Origin of the sequence: Coralloluteibacterium stylophorae, assembly GCF_018122625.2 — a bacterium.
Lineage (GTDB): Bacteria > Pseudomonadota > Gammaproteobacteria > Xanthomonadales > Xanthomonadaceae > Coralloluteibacterium > Coralloluteibacterium stylophorae.
In genome coordinates this window covers 181,847-201,629 of record NZ_JAGQFT020000003.1, presented here as the reverse complement: position 1 = coordinate 201,629, position 19,783 = coordinate 181,847, and the positions used below count along the sequence as shown (strand labels likewise).

20 protein-coding genes and 1 tRNA gene are annotated in these 19,783 nt (G+C 72.9%); 13 read left to right on the top strand and 8 right to left on the bottom strand.

Features of this window, described 5'->3' with window-relative positions; all coding sequences use genetic code 11:
* The first annotated feature begins 18 nt into the window (after positions 1 to 18).
* Together sufT and KB893_RS05730 are read left to right on the top strand one after the other, a co-directional pair.
* Positions 19 to 573: a putative Fe-S cluster assembly protein SufT gene (gene sufT, locus KB893_RS05735; RefSeq protein ID WP_338026862.1), complete on the top strand. Its 555-nt coding sequence runs from the start codon at positions 19 to 21 to the stop codon at positions 571 to 573.
* 280 nt (positions 574 to 853) lie between these two features.
* Complete coding sequence (locus tag KB893_RS05730) at positions 854 to 2,920, top strand: S8 family peptidase (RefSeq protein ID WP_246505441.1); 2,067 nt, start codon at positions 854 to 856, stop codon at positions 2,918 to 2,920.
* 58 nt (positions 2,921 to 2,978) lie between these two features.
* Here the strand turns inward: KB893_RS05730 and KB893_RS05725 are convergent, their stop codons facing one another.
* The 3 genes from KB893_RS05725 to wrbA form a co-directional block, all read right to left on the bottom strand.
* A complete protein-coding gene (locus tag KB893_RS05725) occupies positions 2,979 to 3,467 on the bottom strand; it encodes an asparaginase domain-containing protein (RefSeq protein ID WP_211927956.1) in 489 nt (162 codons plus the stop codon).
* An 80-nt stretch (positions 3,468 to 3,547) separates the two neighbouring features.
* Positions 3,548 to 3,901 (bottom strand): DUF2069 domain-containing protein, encoded by a 354-nt coding sequence (locus tag KB893_RS05720; protein ID WP_211927957.1) that lies wholly within the window; start codon positions 3,899 to 3,901, stop codon positions 3,548 to 3,550.
* The gene (wrbA, locus tag KB893_RS05715) at positions 3,898 to 4,491 is read right to left on the bottom strand and encodes an NAD(P)H:quinone oxidoreductase (protein WP_211927958.1); all 594 of its coding nucleotides are present in this window, start codon (positions 4,489 to 4,491) and stop codon (positions 3,898 to 3,900) included. Before wrbA ends, KB893_RS05720 begins: the two co-directional genes overlap by 4 nt.
* A 110-nt stretch (positions 4,492 to 4,601) precedes the next feature.
* Between wrbA and KB893_RS05710 the strand changes: the two genes are divergently transcribed.
* Genes KB893_RS05710 through KB893_RS05700 form a run of 3 tightly spaced genes read left to right on the top strand, consistent with a single transcriptional unit; the run spans position 4,602 to position 6,689 of the window.
* On the top strand, positions 4,602 to 5,873 hold the full coding sequence (locus KB893_RS05710; protein WP_213173542.1) for a YihY family inner membrane protein: 1,272 nt from the start codon (positions 4,602 to 4,604) through the stop codon (positions 5,871 to 5,873).
* Positions 5,860 to 6,420, top strand: coding sequence for a TlpA disulfide reductase family protein (locus tag KB893_RS05705; protein ID WP_213173541.1), 561 nt, complete (start codon positions 5,860 to 5,862; stop codon positions 6,418 to 6,420). Before KB893_RS05710 ends, KB893_RS05705 begins: the two co-directional genes overlap by 14 nt.
* On the top strand, positions 6,417 to 6,689 hold the full coding sequence (locus KB893_RS05700; RefSeq protein ID WP_213173540.1) for an acylphosphatase: 273 nt from the start codon (positions 6,417 to 6,419) through the stop codon (positions 6,687 to 6,689). Before KB893_RS05705 ends, KB893_RS05700 begins: the two co-directional genes overlap by 4 nt.
* Positions 6,690 to 6,711: 22 nt before the next feature.
* On the opposite strand, the gene zupT is transcribed toward KB893_RS05700, so the two are convergent.
* The 5 genes from zupT to hemA form a co-directional block, all read right to left on the bottom strand.
* Positions 6,712 to 7,521: a zinc transporter ZupT gene (zupT, locus tag KB893_RS05695; protein ID WP_213173539.1), complete on the bottom strand. Its 810-nt coding sequence runs from the start codon at positions 7,519 to 7,521 to the stop codon at positions 6,712 to 6,714.
* 82 nt (positions 7,522 to 7,603) lie between these two features.
* Positions 7,604 to 8,122, bottom strand: a complete 519-nt coding sequence (gene moaB, locus KB893_RS05690) for a molybdenum cofactor biosynthesis protein B (protein WP_211927473.1) — start codon at positions 8,120 to 8,122, stop codon at positions 7,604 to 7,606.
* Positions 8,119 to 10,008, bottom strand: a complete 1,890-nt coding sequence (locus KB893_RS05685; protein WP_211927472.1) for an O-linked N-acetylglucosamine transferase, SPINDLY family protein — start codon at positions 10,006 to 10,008, stop codon at positions 8,119 to 8,121. The genes moaB and KB893_RS05685 overlap by 4 nt, the downstream gene beginning before the upstream one ends.
* A gap of 22 nt (positions 10,009 to 10,030) precedes the next feature.
* The gene (gene prfA, locus KB893_RS05680; RefSeq protein ID WP_211927471.1) at positions 10,031 to 11,116 is read right to left on the bottom strand and encodes a peptide chain release factor 1; all 1,086 of its coding nucleotides are present in this window, start codon (positions 11,114 to 11,116) and stop codon (positions 10,031 to 10,033) included.
* On the bottom strand, positions 11,094 to 12,377 hold the full coding sequence (gene hemA, locus KB893_RS05675) for a glutamyl-tRNA reductase (RefSeq protein ID WP_211927470.1): 1,284 nt from the start codon (positions 12,375 to 12,377) through the stop codon (positions 11,094 to 11,096). The genes prfA and hemA overlap by 23 nt, the downstream gene beginning before the upstream one ends.
* A 69-nt stretch (positions 12,378 to 12,446) precedes the next feature.
* On the opposite strand from hemA, the gene KB893_RS05670 reads away from it, so the two are divergent.
* The 8 genes from KB893_RS05670 to ychF all read left to right on the top strand — a co-directional run bounded on the left by KB893_RS05670 (position 12,447) and on the right by ychF (position 19,767).
* Positions 12,447 to 14,141 carry a tetratricopeptide repeat protein gene (locus KB893_RS05670; protein ID WP_211927469.1) on the top strand — a complete coding sequence of 565 codons (1,695 nt, stop codon included), beginning with the start codon at positions 12,447 to 12,449 and terminating at the stop codon, positions 14,139 to 14,141.
* A complete protein-coding gene (gene lolB / locus KB893_RS05665; RefSeq protein WP_213173538.1) occupies positions 14,138 to 14,758 on the top strand; it encodes a lipoprotein insertase outer membrane protein LolB in 621 nt (206 codons plus the stop codon). The genes KB893_RS05670 and lolB overlap by 4 nt, the downstream gene beginning before the upstream one ends.
* Positions 14,758 to 15,678, top strand: a complete 921-nt coding sequence (gene ispE / locus KB893_RS05660; protein ID WP_213173537.1) for a 4-(cytidine 5'-diphospho)-2-C-methyl-D-erythritol kinase — start codon at positions 14,758 to 14,760, stop codon at positions 15,676 to 15,678. The genes lolB and ispE overlap by 1 nt, the downstream gene beginning before the upstream one ends.
* A gap of 33 nt (positions 15,679 to 15,711) precedes the next feature.
* Positions 15,712 to 15,786 (top strand) — tRNA-Gln (locus tag KB893_RS05655).
* A gap of 49 nt (positions 15,787 to 15,835) precedes the next feature.
* Entirely contained in the window at positions 15,836 to 16,795 is a 960-nt protein-coding gene (locus tag KB893_RS05650; RefSeq protein ID WP_211927830.1) for a ribose-phosphate diphosphokinase, read from the top strand.
* Positions 16,796 to 17,139: 344 nt separating this feature from the next.
* Positions 17,140 to 17,763, top strand: a complete 624-nt coding sequence (locus tag KB893_RS05645) for a 50S ribosomal protein L25/general stress protein Ctc (RefSeq protein WP_211927831.1) — start codon at positions 17,140 to 17,142, stop codon at positions 17,761 to 17,763.
* Between the two features lie 82 nt (positions 17,764 to 17,845).
* Complete coding sequence (gene pth, locus KB893_RS05640) at positions 17,846 to 18,427, top strand: aminoacyl-tRNA hydrolase (protein ID WP_211927832.1); 582 nt, start codon at positions 17,846 to 17,848, stop codon at positions 18,425 to 18,427.
* Positions 18,428 to 18,675: 248 nt separating this feature from the next.
* On the top strand, positions 18,676 to 19,767 hold the full coding sequence (ychF, locus tag KB893_RS05635) for a redox-regulated ATPase YchF (RefSeq protein WP_211927833.1): 1,092 nt from the start codon (positions 18,676 to 18,678) through the stop codon (positions 19,765 to 19,767).
* The last annotated feature ends 16 nt before the right edge of the window (positions 19,768 to 19,783 follow it).

Below are 19,783 nucleotides of genomic sequence, written 5' to 3'. Positions count from 1 at the left end.
CGAAGGCGGACATCTTCCGTGAGCTATTCCCGCACCAGTGAACCGGTGAAGTTCGAGCGCGACTGCGAGGTCGTGCTGGTCCCGCAGGGCGACCGCGTGACCATGCCGGCCGGCACCGTCGGCTACGTGACCCAGGCGCTGGGCGGAAGCTTCACCGTGTTCGTCGAGGGCAACCTGGTGCGGGTGGCGGGCGTCGACGCCGACGCCATCGGCAAGGAGCCGACGCTTCCGCCGGAGCTGCCCCCGGAAGCCACCGACGACGACGTCGAGCGCCTGGTGTGGACGCAGCTGCGCACCTGCTTCGACCCCGAGATCCCGGTGAACATCGTCGACCTCGGGCTGATCTACGAGTGCGAGCTGATGCCGGCCGGCGATGGCCAGCGCCGCGTCGACGTGCGCATGACCCTGACCGCGCCGGGCTGCGGGATGGGCGACATCCTGGTCGACGACGTGCGCAGCAAGCTCGAGCTGGTGCCCACCATCGTCGAGGCCGACGTCGAGCTGGTGTTCGACCCGCCATGGAACCAGATGATGATGTCCGAGGCGGCCCGGCTCGAGACCGGCATGCTCTGAAGGGGGCGCGAAGGCCGGCGCCGCCGGACGCGCGTCGCGAGCGCGACCCGTCCTCATTTTTCAGAAAAATCTCATGCCTTAATTGCAGATGAACTGTGATCGAGGTCGAGGTTTCACCTGTCATCTTTTCCGCAGGATCGATCCAGGCCACCCGCAGACGGTGGCGACCACGCCCGGTACGGCGTGGACAGGGGGCAGTACCGCGACCGCCGCAACCCGGCCCGCAGCGCGCGGCCGGAAGCAGGGCGAAACGCCACCCAATCCGAGGGAACCCTCCGTGATGTCCATCCATTCCGCAGTTCGCGCCGGCCTCCTGGCCGCCGCGGTGTCGTCCGCTTTCGCCTACTCCGCCGCGCAGGCAGCGGACGTCGACCTCACCGCCCTGACCGAGCAGGGCCGCTACGACCGCTTCATCGTCAAGTTCAGCGACGGCACGGCCGAGGCGGCCGCACCGGATCGAGTCGCCGCGACGCTCCGCGGCGCCGCCGAGCGGGCCGCGCCGCTGCTGGCCTCGCGCGCCGGACTCCGCCTCGACCACATGCGCCGGCTGTCGGTCGGCGCCGATCTCGTCCGCGTCGATCGGCGCCTGGACCGCGCCGGTGCCGAGGCGCTGATGCGCGAGCTGGCCGAGGTGCCGGGGGTCGAGTACGTCGAGGTCGACCAGATCATGGTCCCGCTGCTGACCCCGAACGACAGCCGCTACTCGGAACAGTGGGGCTACTTCGACAACGCCGCCGGCATCAGCATGCCGCCGGCCTGGGACATCACCAACGGCAGCGGCACCGTGGTCGCGGTGATCGACACCGGCATCACCAGTCACGGCGACCTCAACGCCAACATCATCGGCGGCTACGACTTCATCAGCGACTCCGCCACCGCACGCGACGGCAACGGTCGCGATTCCAACGCAGCGGACGAGGGCGACTGGTACGGCGCCAACGAGTGCGGGGCCGGCTATCCCGCCGCATCGTCCAGCTGGCACGGCACCCACGTCGCCGGCACCGTCGCCGCCGTCACCAACAACGGCAACGGCGTGGCGGGCGTGGCCTACGGCGCCAAGGTGGTGCCGGCGCGCGTGCTCGGCAAGTGCGGCGGCTATACCTCGGACATCGTCGACGCCATTACCTGGGCATCGGGCGGCAGCGTCTCCGGCGTGCCGTCGAACCCGAACCCGGCCGAGGTCATCAACATGAGTCTCGGCGGCGGCGGCAGCTGCTCGTCGAGCTACCAGACCGCGATCAACGGCGCGGTGGGTCGCGGCACCACGGTCGTGGTCGCCGCCGGCAACAGCAACACCAACGTGTCCTCGGCGGTGCCGGCCAACTGCGGCAACGTCGTCGCCGTGGCCGCGACCACCTCGACCGGCTCGCGGGCCAGCTTCTCGAACTACGGCGCCGGCATCGACGTGTCCGCGCCCGGCCAGGGCATCCTGTCGACCCTCAACACCGGCAGCACCACCCCGGGCAGCGCCAGCTACGCGTCCTACAACGGCACCTCGATGGCGGCGCCGCACGTGGCCGGCGTGGTCGCGCTGATGCAGGCGGTGGCGCCGACGCCGCTCACTCCGGCGCAGGTCGAAAGCATCCTCAAGAGCACCGCCAAGCCGCTGCCGGGCTCGTGCTCGGGCGGCTGCGGCGCCGGCATCGTCGACGCCCACGCCGCGGTGCTGGCGGCCTCGGGCGGCGGCGGCGGGGATCCGGAGCCGCCGGTGGGCGGCACGCTCGCCAACGGCACGCCGGTGACCGGCCTGTCCGGCAGTGCCGGCACCGAGCTGCGCTTCACCATGACCGTCCCGGCCGGGGCCAGCGGGCTGAAGTTCGTGCAGTCCGGCGGCAGCGGCGACGCCGACCTCTACGTGCGGTTCGGTTCGGCGCCGACCACCTCCAGCTACGACTGCCGGCCCTACCAGAGCGGCAACAACGAGACCTGCACCATCGCCACCGCGCAGGCGGGCACCTACCACGTGCTGGTGCGCGGCTACTCCTCGTTCTCCGGGGTGAGCCTGACCGGCTCCTACACCGCGAGCAGCGGCGGCGGTGGCGACGTGCTGCAGGACGGCGTGCCGGTGACCGGCATCTCCGGGGCGTCGGGCAGCACCCGCACCTGGACCGTGCAGGTGCCGGCGGGGACCAGCAGCCTGAGCATCGCGGCTTCAGGTGGTTCCGGCGACGCCGACCTGTATGTGCGTCGCGGCAGCGCGCCGACGACCTCGGCCTACGACTGCCGTCCCTACCGCACCGGCAACAACGAGACCTGCACGTTCTCGTCGCCCGGTTCGGGCACCTGGTACGTCACCCTGCGCGGCTACAGCACCTATTCGGGGGTGAGCCTGGTCGCGAACTACTGACGCATCGCGCGTCGGTGATGGCGGGGGCGCGCCGCGGCGCGCCCCCGTCGCATCCGCCTCAATCCACCGCCTCGAAGCGGTTGGCGGCGACGTTCTTGCGCACCTGCTCGGGTTTCCAGATGCGGCCGTTCATGGCGATGTAGACCCCGGGCGGCAGGCTCTGCACCGCGCCGACCGCGCAGCCGATGTTGAACTCGGCATCCGAGCCGCGGAAGCGCGCCGGGTTCAGCGCGCCGGTCAGCACCATCGTCTTGTCCGGGATCGAGGCCAGCACCTTGGCGGTGTCGACCATGGTGTCGGTGCCGTGGGTGATCAGCACGTGGCGCGCGGTGTCGGCGGCGACCGCCGCGCGGATCGTCTCGCGGTCACCGGCGGTGATGTGCAGGCTGTCCTTGCGCACCAGCGGCAGCACCCGGAACGGGAATGCCACGCCCAGCTCCTGCAGGATGCGGCCGATCTGCGGCTCGCCGACCTGGTAGTCCGACTTGTCGTCGAAGTAGATCTTGTCGATGGTGCCGCCGGTGGTGACGACGCACAGCTCTTCCATCTCGGGTTTCCGGGTCGTTGGCAAGCGGGCGCGCATTCTAGCGAATGCCGGCGCAGTGCCGGCGCGGATCCCGCGGCGTCTCAGGCCCTGTCGCGCCGCTTCGCGAAGCGCGCGCGCATGCCGTCCCAGCTCGCCGCGACGATCAGGAGCACCGACAGCGCGATCTCGACCGCCGCCAGCACGCGGGCTTCCGGGCCGCCCCATGCCTCGGTGATGCCGTGGCAGAAGTAGAGCAGCGCGGCGACCGCGCCCCAGAACGCCGTGCGCCGGTGGCCGACCACTCCCAGCGCCAGCGCCGGCAGGATCGGCAGCGAGAACAGCAGCGCGGCCAGCACCGGATCGGCCGTGCGCGGCGGCGAAAGCCAGGCGTGCCAGACCGGCTGCAGCACGGCGAGCGCGAGGATGCAGGCGAGGGCGAGCCGCTGCGCGCTCACGCGCCGAGCCTCCGCGCGACCTCGGCCACGCGGCGCCCGAGCGCGCGCGCCAGGCGCTGCTCCTCCTCGGTCGGGGCGGGGTCGTCGTCCGGCCCGGCGACGTGGCTGGCGCCGTAGGGCGTGCCGCCGGAACGGGTGCGGTTGAGGTCGGGTTCGGCGTAGGGCAGGCCCACCACCAGCATCCCGTGGTGCAGCAGCGGCAGCAGCATGCTCAGCAGGGTCGCCTCCTGGCCGCCGTGCATCGAGGCGGTGGAGGTGAAGGCCGCGGCGGGCCTGCCGACCAGGGTGCCGGAGGCCCACTGCGTGCCGAGGCCGTCGATGAAGTGCTTCAGCGGCGCGGCCATGTTGCCGAAGCGCGTGGGGCTGCCGAGGATCAGGCCGGCGCATTCCTCGACGTCGCGATGCTCGACGTAGGGCGCGCCGTCCTCGGGCACCGGTGGCCGCGCCGTCTCCGTCACCGGGGCCACCGGCGGCACGCTGCGCAGGCGCGCGCGCATGCCCTCGACCTCCTCCACGCCGCGCGCGACCAGCCGCGCCAGGCGCGCCACGGCGCCGGTGCGGCTGTAGTAGACGACGAGGATCTCGCTCATGGCAGGGGCCGGCGGAAAGGGCGGGACAGCCTACCGGACGATACGCACGTACGGCAGGCACCGGCCGCCTCGACACGGCTCGACGCCGCCGTTCGGGTATCTTCGCCGCCATGCGGGTGATCGAGATCGCGAAGGACTGGGCCGGGCGCATCGAACGCGAGCGTGCGCAGGCCTTCCTGGTGTTCCTGTGGCGGCACTTCCGCGACGACCGCTGCCTCGACGTCGCCGGCGCGCTGTCCTACACGACGGTGTTCGCGCTGGTGCCGCTGGCCACCGCGGTGTTCGGCATCCTGTCGGCGTTCCCCGTGTTCGACGAACTCAGCGACTCGCTGATGCACTTCGTGTTCGAGAACTTCGTGCCCGGTTCGGCGCGGGCGGTGGAGAACTACCTGCTGGAGTTCGCCGAGGCCGCCAGCCGGCTGACCATGCTCGGCGTGATCACCCTGCTGGTCATCGCGCTGTGGACCATGGCCAGCATCGAGTCGACCTTCAACCAGATCTGGCGGGTGCGCACCGCGCGTCCGGCGGTGATGCGCTTCCTCGTCTACTGGACGGTGCTGACCCTGGGCGCGCTGATGGCGGTGGCGGTGCTGGCGGCGACCTCCTACGTGTTCGGCCTGGCCACCGGCGAGCAGGGGCTGGCCGACTGGTTCCTGCGTGCGGTGCCCTGGGGCGTGGAACTGGTCGCCTTCTCGCTCGCCTACATCGTCATCCCCAACCGCACCGTGGCCAAGCGCCATGCGCTGGCCGGCGGGGCGCTGGCGACGCTGCTGTTCGAGGCGGCGAAGTGGGGTTTCGCGCTGTACCTGCGCAACGCCACCTACCAGCAGATCTACGGCGCCCTGGCGGTGCTGCCGATCTTCCTGTTCTGGCTCTACCTGAGCTGGCTGGTGGTGCTGCTGGGCGCCACCTTCGCCGCCGCGCTGTCGGCGTTCCGCTACCAGCCGGCCTCGATGCGGCTGCCGGCCGGCTACGAGCTGTTCGGCATGCTGCGCCTGCTCGGCCGCCTGCAGCAGGCGCGCCGGCGCGGACGTGGCCTGCACACCGACATGCTGCACCTGCTCGAGCCCTGCCTCACCGACGACATGCTCCAGCGCATGCTCGGCGAGCTGGTCGCGATCGGGGTCGTCTCGCGCAGCGAGCACGGCGAATGGCTGCTCGCCCGCGACCTCGAGGCGCTGACCCTCGGCGAGCTCTACGAGGCCGGCAACCTGCGCATCCCCGTCGCCGAGGCGCGCCTGCCGTGCCGCAGCGACGCCCTCGGCCGCGCCGCCGCGGGTGCCCTCGACCAGCTGCGCCTGCCGTTGCGCGACCAGTTGCGCCGCAGCGTGGCCAGCATGCTCCCCGATCACGAGGATCCATCGCCACATGTCCCGAGCTGAGCGCATCGCGCCCTTCCTCCTCGCCGCGCTGGCGCTTGCGGCCTGCGGCGACGAGACGCCGCCCGCGGCCTCCGCACCGGAGTCGGCGGCCGTCGCGCCGGCGCCCGCCGGCGACGTGCCGGCCCCGGCACCGCTGGCGCTGTCGGTGGAGACGCTCGACCACGGCCGCTTCGACCTCGCCTCCGAGCGTGGGCGGTGGGTGGTGCTGAACTACTGGGCGACCTGGTGCGCGCCCTGCCTGAAGGAGATGCCGGACCTGGACGCCTTCGCCAGCGCGCGCGAGGACGTGCGCGTGCTCGGCCTGGCCTACGAGGAGATCGCGGCCGACGACATGCGCGGCTTCCTGCAGGAGCACCCGGTCGGCTATCCGATCGCCATCGTCGACGTCTACGCGCCGCCGCCGCCGGGCCTGGAGGCGCCGCGCGGGCTGCCGATGACCCACCTGGTGGGCCCCGACGGCGCGATCGTGCGCAGCTTCCTGGGCCCGGTCACCGGTGCGGACCTGGAGGCCGAGATCGCCGCGGCCGCCAGCGAGGCCGGTACATGAACGCCGCGCGCTTCTTCGTCTCCGGCTACGTGCAGGGCGTGTTCTTCCGCGCCAGCACGCGCGACGAGGCCGAGCGCCTCGAGCTGCGCGGCTATGCGCGCAACCTCGAGGATGGCCGCGTCGAGGTGCTGGCGATCGGCGAGGCGGCGGCGCTGGCCGCGCTCGAGCGCTGGCTGTGGCAGGGCCCGACGCAGGCGCGGGTCGACGCGGTGCGGCGCGAGGACGTCGAGCTCGACGTCGCCGCCGGCGGCGGCTTCCAGACCTACTGAAGGCGGCCGCGGCGCGCGCCGCTCACCACTTGAACAGCACCAGGCTGATCGCCAGCGCGCCCATCCCGGTGACCAGGCCGTAGACCGTCTCGTGGCCCTTGCCGTAGCGCTTGGCGGTGGGCAGCAGTTCGTCCAGCGCCAGGAACACCATCACTCCCGCGATCACCCCGAACACGCCGCCGAACACCGCCTGCGACAGCACCGGCGAGAGCACCAGGTAGCCCAGCGCCGCGCCGACCGGCTCGGCCAGGCCCGACAGCATGCACGCCACCATGGCATAGGCCTTGTTGTTGGTCGCGTAGTAGACCGGGATGGCGATGGCGATGCCTTCGGGCACGTTGTGGATCGCGATCGCGAAGGCCAGCGGCAGGCCCACGCTCGGGCTCTCCAGCATGGCGAAGAAGGTGGCGAGACCTTCCGGGAAGTTGTGCGCGGTGATCGCCACCGCGGTCAGCAGCCCCACGCGCTTGAGGTATTCCCGGTTGTGCTCGCGGAAGTAGGGATCGTCCGCCTCGAGCCGCTCGTGCGGGTTCGGGATCAGGTGGTCGATGGCCACGATCAGCAGCACGCCGGCGAGGAAGGCGAGGGTGCCGTAGGTGAAGCCGAGGCGGTCGCCGAAGGCCTGGCCGAAGGCCAGCACCGACTTGCCGAAGATCTCGGTCAGCGACACGTACACCATGGCGCCGCCGGCGAAGGCCAGGCCGAAGGACAGCAGGCGCGGATTCGGCGTCTTCGAGGCGAACACCAGGAGGCCACCGAAGCTGGTGGCGAGGCCGGCGGCGGTGGTGACCGCGAGCGCGATCAGGAGCGTCGTGGTCGGAACGTCGGGCATCAAGGCGGGTGGTCCTCGAAGGCGGCCGCGCGCCCAGCGGCGCGCGTCGGTGGAAGGATGGGAAGGAGTCTCCGCCGAAGTGTCATTCGCGCAGGCGTGGACGCAGCGTGGCGAGGTTGCAGGGGCGCGTGCGGGCGTCCAGCTGCGCGGAGATCAGCTTCTCCCAGGCGGTGCGGCAGGCCGAGGTCGAGCCCGGCACGCAGAACACGAAGGTTCCGTTGGCGAGGCCGGCGAAGGCGCGCGACTGCAGCGAACTGGTGCCGATCTCCTCGAAGCTCACGGCGCGGAACAGCTCGCCGAAGCCGTCCATGACCTTGTCCAGGAGCGGCATCAGCGCCTCGGGCGTTGAGTCGCGGCCGGTGAAGCCGGTGCCGCCGGTGACCAGGATGCCGTCGACGCGCTCGTCGGCGATCCATGCCGAGACCGTCGCGCGCAGGCGGTAGCGGTCGTCCGGCAGCAGGGCGCGCTCGACGATGCGGTGGCCGGCGCCGGTCGCCGCCTCGACCAGATAGTCGCCCGAACTGTCGTTGTCGGCGCTGCGTGTGTCGGAGACGGTGAGCACGCACAGGGCGAGCGGGATGAAGTCGCGTTCGGCGCTCATGCGATGGTTCCTGGCGGAGGCGGCGAGGAGGGTGGCAGGTCGAGGTCGGTCTGCGCCAGCCCGGCGCGGCTGCGCGCGACCATGCCGCGTACCGCGGCTGCGAAGTCCCGCGCGAAGGCGGCCATGTCGAACAGCGGCGTCGCGGCCCGCGCCTGCGCGAGCCGGTCGCGCAGCGCGGCGCGTGCGGCGGCGTCGCCGGCCAGCGCCGTCGCGCGCGCGACATAGTCGTCCGCATCGCGGGCGACCAGCGCCGCGTCGAGGCCCAGCGTCGCCAGCAGCGAGGCGCCGACGCGCGAGGCGAACGACCGGCCGGGCAGGGTCAGCAGCGGGCAGCCGGCCCACAGCGCGTCGCTGGCGGTGGTGTGCGCGCCGTAGGGCCAGGTGTCGAGGAACAGGTCGGCGTGGCGGTAGAGCGCCAGGTACTCCGGATGCGGGCGCCGGTGCGCGAACACCAGCCGGGCCGGATCGATCCCGGCGGCCTGCGCCGCCGCGCGCAGGTTGGCGTCGGTGCGCGCGTGCTTGCCGGCGAGCAGCCACAGCACCGTGTCCGGCGCGACGGCGAGCACGCGCATCCAGCAGGCGAAGACGGCGGGCGTGATCTTGTAGGGATTGTTGAAGCTCGCCAGCACCACCGCGCGCTCCGGCAGGCCCAGCGCGGCGCGCGGCGGCGGCGTGCCCACCGCGCGGCTGGTATCGGAGGGCTGGAAGCAGTGCGGCAGGCGCACGACGGGCTCGCTGAAGCCGTCGCGGTTGCCGGCATCGACGGTGGTGCGGTCGGCGAGCAGCACGTCGATGAAGCCGGCGCCGGAGGTCCCCGGATACGCCAGCCAGTTCACCTGCACCGGCGCCACGCGCAGGGCGAAGACTTCGCTCACCGCGCCGTCGCCGTAGCCGCGCAGGTCGAAGCAGGCGTCCAGGCGCGCATCGCGCAGGCGCGCGGCCATGGCCGTGGGTGCCAGTCCGGACACGTCCGCGAAGGCATGGCAGGCGGCTGCCAGTCGCCGCCGCAGCGGGCGCCCGTCGTCCGCCCGCGTGGCGAAGCCATGGACCTCGATGCCGGTGCCGCGCAGACGCTCGACCAGGTCGACCACCAGCAGTGCGGTCGGGTGGTCGTTGAAGCCGGAGGACACCAGGCCGATGCGCAGCGGACCTTCGCCATCGGCCGGTCGCGGAGGCGCAGGCGGCGGCAGCCGCGCGCGCAGCGGCGCGACGGCCGCCTCGATCCCGCGCGCCCAGGTCGTGGCGCAGCGGCGCTGGCGCCGCGGGTCGTCCGTCTCGGCGAGGAAGGAGAAGGGCGTGACGCCTTCCGCACCGGCGTCGACCGCCTCCTGCAGCGCGCGCGCCATCGCCTCGAGGCCGCGCCAGTCGCACAGCTCGCGCCTGACCCACAGCGCCTGCGCCAGGCTCGCCGCCTGGGCCGGCGCCAGCGCGTGCGCGTGCTCGAACGCGGCCAGCGCGCCGGGCTTGTCGCCGGCGGCGTCGCGGGCCAGGCCGAGGTTGTGCCAGGCCTGCGCGTGGCGCGGCGCCAGCGCCGTGCAGCGGAGGTAGGCGGCGGTGGCCTCGCCGGCGTCGCCCGCGGCCAGCGCCGCCTCGGCCAGCAGGAACCAGGCGTCCGGGCTGGCCGGCGCCAGCGCGGTCGCCGCGTGCGCCGCCGCGCGCGCGGATGCGACCTCGCCGCGCTGCAGGCGCAGGTGCGAAAGATGCAGCCGCGCCGGCAGGTCCTCGCCGCAGGCCAGGGCGCGTTCGAGCAGGGGCAGGGCGTCGTCGGCCTGGCCGAGCGCGAGGTAGAACAGCGCGAGTTCGCGCCAGGCGGCGGGATCGCCCGGCTGCGCCCGGGTGGCGGCGACGAGGCGCTCGAAGCGGCGGCGCGGCTCCTGCGCGCTCATGCGCGCGGCTCCGCGTGCGGGATCACCCGGCCTCCGTCAGCAGGCGCAGTTCGTCCGCCTGGTGCTCGCGGGTCAGCCGCTCCACCAGCTCGTCGAGGTCGCCCTGGACGATCTCGGGCAGCTTGTAGAGCGTCAGGCCCTCGACGCGGTGGTCGGTGATGCGGCCCTGGGGGAAGTTGTAGGTGCGGATGCGCTGGCTGCGGTCGCCGGAGCCGACCTGCAGGCGCCGCGACTCGGCCTGCACGGCGTTCTGCCTGGCGCGTTCCTCGTCGAGCAGGCGCGCCTTGAGCAGGCCGAGCGCGCGGGCGCGGTTCTTGTGCTGGCTGCGCTCGTCCTGGCACTCGACCACGATGCCGGTCGGGATGTGGGTGATGCGGATCGCCGAGTCGGTCTTGTTGACGTGCTGGCCGCCGGCGCCCGAGGCGCGGAAGGTGTCGGTGCGCAGGTCGGCCGGGTTGAGCTCGATCTCGTCGACCTCGTCGAGCTCCGGCAGGATCGCCACCGTCGCCGCCGACGTGTGGATGCGGCCCTGCGACTCGGTCGCCGGCACCCGCTGCACGCGGTGCGTGCCGGACTCGAACTTCAGCCGCGAATAGGCGCCGCGGCCCTCGATGCGGGCGACGATCTCCTTGTAGCCGCCGTGCTCGCCCGGGCTCTCCGACAGGATCTCGACGTTCCAGCGCCGCGCCTCGGCGTAGCGCGCGTACATGCGGAACAGGTCGCCGGCGAACAGTGCCGCCTCGTCGCCGCCGGTGCCGGCGCGGATCTCCAGGAACAGGTTGGCCTCGTCGCGCGGGTCGGCCGGGACCAGCAGGCGGCCGAGTTCGTCCTCGAGCGCGGCGATGCGCGCCTGCGCCGCCGGGATCTCCTCCTCGGCCAGGTCGCGCAGCTCCGGATCCGCGCGCATGGCCTCGGCCTCGGCGAGATCGTGCAGCGCGCGCGCGCGCGCGGCCATCGCCTCGGCCAGCGGTTCGAGCTGGGCGTATTCGCGCGCGAGCTCGCGGAAGCGCGCGGCGTCGGCCATGACCTCCGGCTCGGCCAGCAGGCGACCGACTTCCTCGCGGCGTTCGCCCAGGGCCTCGAGCTTACGCAGCAGGCCGGGCGTCATCGTCGTCCTTGTCGTCCAGGTCGTAGAGGCGCTCGGCCGCGCGCAGCAGGTCGGTGTCGCCGCGCAGCGCGGCATCGCGCAGCGCCGCGCTCGGCGCGTGCAGCAGGCGGGAGGTCAGGCGGTGGGCCAGCCATTCCATCACCGCCTGCGGGTCCTGGCCCTGGGCCATGCGATCGCGGGCGACGGCCAGCGCCTCGACGCGCTGCGCCTCGCCCTGCGCGCGCAGGCGCTTGAGCGCGTCGTTGCGGTCGCGCGCCTGCCACCACGCCATGTAGTGGCCGACCTGCAGCTCGATGATGGCTTCGGCCTGGTCGGCGGCCTCGCGCCGCGAGCGGCGGTTGTCCTCGATGACCCGGTCGAGGTCGTCGACCGTGTACAGGTAGACGTCGTCGAGTGCGGCGACGCCGGTCTCGATGTCGCGCGGGACGGCGAGGTCGAGCAGGAACATCGGCCGCCGCCGGCGGGCCGCCAGCGCCTGCCCGACCTGGGCCGAGGTGAGCACCGGATCGCGGCTGGCGGTGGCGGAAATGACGATGTCCGCCTCGGCCAGGTGGCGGTCGAGATCCGCCAGCGGCAGCGCATAGCCGCCGAAGCGCTGGGCGAGAGTCTGCGCGTGCTCGAGGGTGCGGTTGGCGACCAGCAGGCGCCTGACCCGGGCATCGACCAGGTGCCGGGCGGCGAGTTCGATGGTGTCGCCGGCGCCGACCAGCAGCACCGTCGCCTGGTCCAGGCGCGCGAACACCTGCTGCGCCAGGCGCACCGCGGCATAGGCCACCGACACCGGGTGCGCGCCGATGCGGGTGTCGGTCCGCACCCGCTTGGACACGGTGAAGCACTGCTGGAACAGGCGGTCGAGCGGGGTCTTGAGCGCGTGCGCATCGCGCGCGGCGGCCCAGGCCTGCTTCACCTGGCCCAGGATCTGCGGCTCGCCCAGCACCAGCGAATCCAGCCCGGTCGCGACCCGGAACAGGTGGCGTACCGCGGCGGCATCGTGGTGGCGATAGAGGTAGGGCTCGAGCCGGTGCGCGTCGACGCCATGGTGCTCGGCCAGCCAGCGGCCGACGGTGTCGTCGGCGACGTCCGCCACCCGCGCATAGATCTCGGTGCGGTTGCAGGTCGACAGCACCGCGGCTTCCTCGACGCCGGGCATCGCCCGCAGCGCGGCCAGCGCGCGGCCGAGGTCGGCGTCGGCGACGGCCACGCGCTCGCGCAGCGCCACCGGCGCGGTCTGGTGGTTGAGCCCGAGGGCGAGCAACGGCATGGAGGCGGCTTGCGATAAGCTGGCGGGAAACCGCGGAATTGTACCGCCACACCGCACGCGTCGCCCTCCATGTCCCCACGCCCCCTCCTGTGCGCCCTGCTGTCGGCGCTCCTCGCCGTCGCCGCCGCCCGGGCGCAGACCGTGCCGGAGCTGCCGCCCCTCGACGCCGCGGGATTGCCCCCGGCGGCGCTGGAGGCGGCGCTGGCCGGCGAGTTCGCGCTGCAGGAGGGCGATCTCGGCGGCGCCGCCGCCTACTACATCGACGCCGCCAAGGCGGTCGAGGACGCCGGCCTGGCGGAGCGTGCGACGCGGATCGCGCTGCTGGCCCAGGACGAGCCGAACGCCCGCGCCGCCCTGGCGCGCTGGCGCACGCTGGCCCCCGACGCTCCGGGCGTGCTGGCCGCGGCCGCGGCGCTGGCGCTGCGCGGGGGCGACCTCGATGCCTCGCGCGAGGACCTGCTGAAGCTCATGGCGCAGCCGGGCGAGGACGGCTGGCGGCGCGTGCTGGGCACCCTGGCCGGGCACCAGGACCGCGAGCAGGTCGCCGCGCTGCTGGCCGACATCGTCGACCGCGACGCGCTGCCGGACGACGACTTCCAGGCCTGGCTGGCGTTCGGCGGCCTGGCCCAGCAGCTCGGCCGCGCCGACCTCGCCGGGCGCATCGTGGAGGGCGCGATCGCGCACTTCCCCGACGAGCCGCGCGCCTGGCTGCTGCAGGCCGGCCGCTTCCGCATGCAGGGCGATCCGGAGCGGGCGCGCGAGGCGATCGAGCGCGCCCTGGCTGGGGCCGCCGACGACCCGGCGCTGCGCCTGGCGGCGGCCGGCGAGTACGACGCGCTCGGCGACGGCCGCGCCGCCGCCGCCACGCTCGCCCGCGGCGCGCAGGACGACGCCAGCTACGCCGCGCGCGCCAGCCTGCTGGCCCGCGCGCAGGACGACGTCGGCCTGGTCGAGCTCTACCACGAGATCAAGGCCGACAGCGCCGCCGGCGCGGCCATGGATCCGGAGCGGCGCCTGCTGCTCGGGCAGCTCGCCGAGGTGCTGGACCTGCCGAACGAGGCGCTGACCTGGTACCAGGGCATGCCCGGCGGTCCCGAACGCGGCCAGGCGCAGCTGCGCTCGGCGGTGGTGCTGGAGGACATGGACCGCCTCGACGAGGCGCGCGGCGTCCTGCACGCGCTGCAGGAGGACGAGGACCTGGACGGCGAGCTGCGCCGCGCCGCCTGGCTGCTGGAGGCCGAACTGCTGGCGGAGCGCGGCCTCGGCACCGAGGCCATCGCGGTCTACGGGCGTGCGCTGGCGGTGTTCGAGGACGATCCCGAGCTGCTCTACGCGCGCGCCCTGGCCTACGAGCGCGCCGACCGCATCGACCTGGCCGAGTCCGACTTCCGCCGGATCCTCGCCCTCGACCCGGACAACGCCGACGTGCTCAACGCGCTCGGCTACACCCTCGCCGACCGCACCGAACGCTACCGCGAGGCCCTGCGCTACATCCGCCGTGCCGACGCCCTCAGGCCCGGGCAGCCGGCGATCATCGACAGCCTCGGCTGGGTCCTGCACCGCATGGGCCGCAACGAAGAGGCGGTGACCCACCTGCGGCGGGCCTTCGAGCTGCAGCCCGACGCCGAGATCGCCGCGCACCTCGGCCAGGTGCTGTGGGCGCTGGGCGATCACGACGCCGCGCGCCTGGTGTGGGAGAAGGGCATGGCGATCGATCCCGACAACCGCGCGCTGCAGCGCGCGATGGAGACGCACCTGCCATGAGGCCGCCGTTCCGCCTGGCCACTGCGGCCCTGCTGCTGGGCCTGGCCGCCTGCGCCACCGCGCCCAGGCAGATCGACACCCGCCCGGCCGATGCCGCGCTCCTGGCGGCGCAAAGCGCGCGCGAGGCGGCGCTGGCGGCGCAGCCGGACTGGAGCTTCGTCGGCCGCATCGCGGTCAGCGCCGGCGACGACGGCGGCAGCGGCCGGATCGAGTGGCGCCAGCACGGCGACGACGTGGCCATCCGCCTGGCGGCGCCGGTGACCCGGCGCAGCTGGAGCCTCATCCGCGAGGGCGGCGAGGTGCGGCTCGAGGGCCTCGACGGCGGCACCCGCTACGGCCGCGATCCGCAGGTGCTGCTGTACGAGGCGACCGGCTGGCTGATCCCGTTCGACGCGCTCGGCGCCTGGGTCCGCGGCGCGCGCGCCGGCGCGGACGCGCGCATCGAGTTCGGCCCGCAGGGACGGCCCGCCACGCTGCACGAGGGCGGCTGGACCGTGGACTACCGCGAGTGGGACGCGGCCACCCCGGCGCGGCCGCTGCGGGTATTCGCCGAACGCGACGATGCGCGCGTGCGGCTCGCGATCGAGCGCTGGGACGCCGCCACGCCCACGCCCTGATGCCGACGTTCCCGCCCGCCGACGGCTGGAGCGCCTGGCCGGCCCCGGCCAAGCTCAACCTGTTCCTGCGCATCGTCGGCCGCCGCGGCGACGGCTACCACCTGCTGCAGACGGTGTTCCGCATCCTGGAGTGGGGCGACCGCGTTCACCTGCGCGTGCGCGACGACGGCCGCATCGAGCGCCACGCCGGCCTGCCCGGGCTCGCCGCCGAGGACGACCTCGTGGTGCGCGCCGCGCGCCTGCTGCAGGCCGAGAGCGGATGCGTCCTCGGTGCCGACGTCGCCGTCGACAAGCGCATTCCCGCCGGCGGCGGCTTCGGCGGCGGCTCGTCGGATGCGGCCACCGTCCTCGTCGTGCTCGACCGGCTCTGGGGCACGCGGCTCGGCATCGAGCGGCTGGCCGCGCTCGGACTGCGCCTGGGCGCCGACGTGCCGGCGTTCGTGCGCGGCGGGGACGCCTGGGCCGAGGGCGTCGGCGAGCGCCTGGTGCAGGTGGCGCTGGCGCCGCGCTGGTACCTGGTCGCCGATCCCGGGGTCGGCGCGCCGACCGCGGCGCTGTTCGCGGATCCCGAATTGACCCGTAACGCCCCCCCGGCGACACTATCCGACTTCGTGTCCGGCACCGTCCTCGACAATGCGTTCGAGCCGGTGCTGCGTCGCCGCGAACCGGCCGTGGATGCCGCCCTGACCGCGCTGTCGCGCTTCGGGACGGCGCGCCTGACCGGGACCGGCGCGGGCTGCTTCGTCGAGTTCGACACGGAGGCCGCCGCGACCGCGGCACAGCGCGCCCTCGCCGGCACGCTGCGCACCGTGGTCACGCGCGCGGCCGAGGGTTCTCCGCTGCATCGCCGCCTGGCGATGCACACGGGCCTGGAGGCGAGAGGCGAGACGCAAGCGATCCGGCACCCCGAGGGCACCTGAGCGTTTGCTTCTGGCTTCTTGCCGCTTCATCGCTGGGGCGTCGCCAAGTGGTAAGGCACCGGGTTTTGATCCCGGCATTCGCAGGTTCGAATCCTGCCGCCCCAGCCAGTTTCGGTGATCCAGGTTCTCCTTCAGGCTCTAGCGGACCCCAAGGCACATGGCGATCGACAGCAATCTTCTGGTCTTCACCGGCAACGCGAACCGCCCCCTGGCGCACGCGGTCTGCCGCGAACTGGGCGTGCGCCCCGGCAAGGCGGTGGTCAGCCGCTTCTCCGACGGCGAGGTCCAGGTCGAGATCGAGGAGAGCGTCCGCCGGCAGGAGGTCTACGTGATCCAGCCGACCTGCGCGCCGACCGCCGAGAACTTCATGGAACTGCTGGTGCTGATCGACGCGCTCAAGCGCGCCTCGGTCGCCAGCGTCACCGCGGTGGTGCCCTACTTCGGCTACGCCCGCCAGGACCGCCGTCCGCGCTCCTCGCGGGTGGCCATCACCGCCAAGGTCGCGGCCAAGATGTTCGGCGCGGTCGGCACCGACCGCGTGCTCACCGTCGACCTGCATGCCGACCAGATCCAGGGCTTCTTCGACCTTCCGGTCGACAACGTCTACGCCTCGCCGCTGCTGCTGGCCGACATCTGGCACGCCCAGGGCACCGACAACATCATCGTGGTCTCGCCCGACGTCGGCGGCGTGGTCCGCGCCCGCGCGCTGGCCAAGCGCCTGGACGATGCGGACCTGGCGATCATCGACAAGCGCCGCCCGCGCGCCAACGTCGCCACGGTGATGAACATCATCGGCGACGTCGCCGGCAAGTGCTGCGTGCTGGTCGACGACATCGTCGACACCGCCGGCACGCTCTGCGCGGCCGCGGCGGCGCTCAAGGAGCAGGGCGCGCGCAAGGTCGTGGCCTACTGCACCCACGCCGTGCTCTCCGGCCCGGCGGTGAAGAACATCGAGGGCTCGCAGCTCGACGAGCTGGTGGTCACCGACACCATCCCCCTCTCCGAAGCCGCCCGCGCCTGCGGCCGCATCCGTCAGCTGAGCGTCGCCGAACTCCTGGCCGAGACCATCCGCCGCATCGCGTACGGGGAGTCGGTGAGTTCGCTGTACGTGGATTGAGGGGGTGGGGCGGGAACAGGGAACAGGGAACAGGGAACAGGGAACAGGGAACAGGGAACAGGGAACAGGGAACAGGGAACAGGGAACGGATGCCGCGGTGGATTCCTGGAGTCGGCGCCCCTGCGGGGGAGGCGACTCAGTGGCGGGCGGCCGCGATCGGGACCGGCTCCACTCCGGGCATCCCGCCCCGTTCTCCGTTCCCCGTTCCCTGTTCCCTGTTCCCGCTCCACCCTTCCCGCCTCGCCAAACCCGCTATACTCCCCGGTTTGCCATCCCGGCTCCCCTGGTCGCGGGGGAGTCACATCGCCGCCGCGAGGCGGTTCTTCACTAGCGAGCAATACGTCATGTCCGAACACACCATCACCGCGGTCGGCCGCGTGGACGCAGGGAAGGGTGCGAGCCGCCGCCTGCGCCGCGCTGGCCAGATCCCGGCCGTCGTCTACGGCGGCAGCGCCGAGCCGGTCAGCATCCAGCTGGCCCACGAGAAGACCTGGGTCGCCAGCCAGAACGAGTGGTTCTACTCCTCGATCCTGAACCTCGAGATCGACGGCAAGGCCGAGAAGGTCCTGCTGCGCGACATGCAGCGCCACCCGTACAAGCAGGTGATCATGCACCTGGACTTCATGCGCGTGGACGAGAACGCCGCCATCCGTGTCAACGTGCCGCTGCACTTCCTCAACCAGGACACCTCGCCGGCCGGCAAGGCCTCGGGCGTGGTGGTCAGCCACAACCTCAACGAGATCGGCGTGTCCTGCCTGCCGAAGGACCTGCCGGAGTTCATCGAGGTCGACCTGGCCGGCCTGAACCCGGGCGACATCGTCCACCTGTCGGAGCTGAAGCTGCCGGCCGGCGTCGAGATCCCCGAGCTGAAGCTCGGCAAGGAGCACGACGTCGCGGTGGTCACGGCCTCCTACGTCCAGGCCGAGCCGGAGCCGGAAGGCGAGGGCGCCGAGGGCGAGGGCGCCTGATGCCCGGCACCCGTCGTCGTGCCGTGCGCGGCGCACGGCGGGTGCATGCCTGCGGTATCGCGCGAACGGGCGCCGCCGCCGCATGAAGGCCGGCGTGCGCCTGATCGTGGGCCTGGGCAATCCCGGGCCCGAATACGCCATGACCCGGCACAACGCCGGGTTCTGGTTCGCCGACATCCTGGCCGACCGCCTGGGTGCGCGCTTCTCCCTCGACGGCAAGCTGCACGGCGAGTCGACGCGGGTCGACATCGGCGGCGAGCCGGTGCGGCTGCTCAAGCCGGCGACGTTCATGAACCTCAGCGGCCGCGCGGTCAACGCCGCGCTGAAGTTCTGGAAGTTCGAGCCGGAATCGGCGCTGCTGGTGCACGACGAGCTGGACCTGCCCGCCGGCACGGTGCGGCTGAAGTTCGATGGCGGCCACGGCGGCCAGAACGGCCTGCGCGACACCATGCAGCACCTCGGCCACGGCCGCTTCTGGCGCCTGCGCATCGGCATCGGCCATCCCGGCCAGCGCGACAAGGTCACCCCCTGGGTGCTGAGCCGCCCCGGCAAGGACGACGAGGCGGCGATGCTGCGCGGCATCGACGAGGCCATCGACGTGCTGCCGCAGCTGGTCGCCGGCGACGGCGAGGCGGCGATGAAGCGGCTGCATACGGTGGGGTGAAGCGGGAAGCGGTGGTGGTGGAGCGGGAACGGGGAAGCGGAGGTCGTCTTTTCCCGGTCCGTCGGTATCCTTCCGCGCATCGTGCTTGGTCCGCTGCGTCGGTCCGGTGCGGTTCTCGTCGGCTTCGTCTCGGCGTTGTCGGAACCTGAAGACGCACCAGCCGAAGCGCCGCGCTGCCCGCATTCCGCAACCTCCAGTTCCCGGTTCCCGCTTCATCCTTCCCCTTTCCCGCTTCTCCAAGAACAGCCATGGCCATCAAATGCGGCATCGTCGGCCTGCCCAACGTGGGCAAGTCGACCCTCTTCAACGCGCTGACCAAGGCGGGCATCGCCGCGGCGAACTTCCCCTTCTGCACGATCGAGCCGAACGTCGGCGTGGTGCCGGTGCCGGATCCGCGGCTCAACGCGCTGGCCGCGATCGTCAAGCCGCAGAAGGTGGTGCCGACCTCGGTCGAGTTCGTCGACATCGCCGGTCTGGTCGCAGGCGCATCCAAGGGCGAGGGCCTGGGCAACAAGTTCCTCGCGCACATCCGCGAGGTCGACGCGGTCGCGCACGTGGTGCGCTGCTTCGAGCACGGCGACATCGTCCACGTCGCCGGCAAGGTCGACCCGATCGCCGACATCGAGACCATCGACACCGAGCTGGCGCTGGCCGATCTCGATTCCGTCGAGAAGGCGCTGGTGCGCGCCGAGAAGGCGTCCAAGGCGGGCGACAAGGAGGCGATCGCGCGCAGGGAGCTCCTGGCCCGCGTGCGCGCCGGCCTCGACGAGGGCCGGCCGGTCCGGGCGCTGGGGCTCGACGAGGACGAGCGCGCGGCGATCCGCGACCTGTTCCTGCTGACCATGAAGCCGGTGATGTACGTCGCCAACGTCCGCGAGGACGGCTTCGAGAACAACCCGCACCTCGACCGCGTGCGCGAGCGCGCGGCCGGCGAGGGCGCCGAGGTCGTGCCGGTGTGCGCGTCGATCGAGGAGGAGATGAGCCAGCTCGAGGACGCCGACCGCGACGAGTTCCTGAAGGACCTCGGCCTCGACGAGCCGGGCCTCAACCGCGTGATCCGCGCCGGCTACAGGCTGCTCGGCCTGCAGACCTACTTCACCGCGGGCGAGAAGGAAGTCCGTGCGTGGCAGGTGCGCAGGGGCGCCACCGCGCCGAAGGCGGCGGCGGTGATCCACAACGATTTCGAGAAGGGCTTCATCCGCGCCGAGACGATCGCCTTCGACGACTACGTCCGCCTCGGCGGCGAGGCTGGCGCCAAGGAAGCCGGGCGCCTGCGCCTGGAGGGCAAGGAGTACGTGGTGCAGGACGGCGACGTGCTGCACTTCCGCTTCAACGTCTGAGGCGGGGCTGCCTGCA

Coding starts and splice junctions, on each gene's coding strand:
- zupT (WP_213173539.1), bottom strand. CDS start 7,521: ATGCCCGACGTTCCGACCACGACGCTCCTGATCGCGCTCGCGGTCACC.
- hemA (WP_211927470.1), bottom strand. CDS start 12,377: ATGCCGTTGCTCGCCCTCGGGCTCAACCACCAGACCGCGCCGGTGGCG.
- KB893_RS05700 (WP_213173540.1), top strand. CDS start 6,417: ATGAACGCCGCGCGCTTCTTCGTCTCCGGCTACGTGCAGGGCGTGTTC.
- wrbA (WP_211927958.1), bottom strand. CDS start 4,491: ATGAGCGAGATCCTCGTCGTCTACTACAGCCGCACCGGCGCCGTGGCG.
- pth (WP_211927832.1), top strand. CDS start 17,846: ATGAAGGCCGGCGTGCGCCTGATCGTGGGCCTGGGCAATCCCGGGCCC.
- KB893_RS05650 (WP_211927830.1), top strand. CDS start 15,836: ATGGCGATCGACAGCAATCTTCTGGTCTTCACCGGCAACGCGAACCGC.
- KB893_RS05645 (WP_211927831.1), top strand. CDS start 17,140: ATGTCCGAACACACCATCACCGCGGTCGGCCGCGTGGACGCAGGGAAG.
- KB893_RS05725 (WP_211927956.1), bottom strand. CDS start 3,467: ATGGAAGAGCTGTGCGTCGTCACCACCGGCGGCACCATCGACAAGATC.
- prfA (WP_211927471.1), bottom strand. CDS start 11,116: ATGACGCCCGGCCTGCTGCGTAAGCTCGAGGCCCTGGGCGAACGCCGC.
- KB893_RS05730 (WP_246505441.1), top strand. CDS start 854: ATGTCCATCCATTCCGCAGTTCGCGCCGGCCTCCTGGCCGCCGCGGTG.
- ychF (WP_211927833.1), top strand. CDS start 18,676: ATGGCCATCAAATGCGGCATCGTCGGCCTGCCCAACGTGGGCAAGTCG.
- KB893_RS05705 (WP_213173541.1), top strand. CDS start 5,860: ATGTCCCGAGCTGAGCGCATCGCGCCCTTCCTCCTCGCCGCGCTGGCG.
- KB893_RS05710 (WP_213173542.1), top strand. CDS start 4,602: ATGCGGGTGATCGAGATCGCGAAGGACTGGGCCGGGCGCATCGAACGC.
- lolB (WP_213173538.1), top strand. CDS start 14,138: ATGAGGCCGCCGTTCCGCCTGGCCACTGCGGCCCTGCTGCTGGGCCTG.
- ispE (WP_213173537.1), top strand. CDS start 14,758: ATGCCGACGTTCCCGCCCGCCGACGGCTGGAGCGCCTGGCCGGCCCCG.
- moaB (WP_211927473.1), bottom strand. CDS start 8,122: ATGAGCGCCGAACGCGACTTCATCCCGCTCGCCCTGTGCGTGCTCACC.
- KB893_RS05685 (WP_211927472.1), bottom strand. CDS start 10,008: ATGAGCGCGCAGGAGCCGCGCCGCCGCTTCGAGCGCCTCGTCGCCGCC.
- KB893_RS05670 (WP_211927469.1), top strand. CDS start 12,447: ATGTCCCCACGCCCCCTCCTGTGCGCCCTGCTGTCGGCGCTCCTCGCC.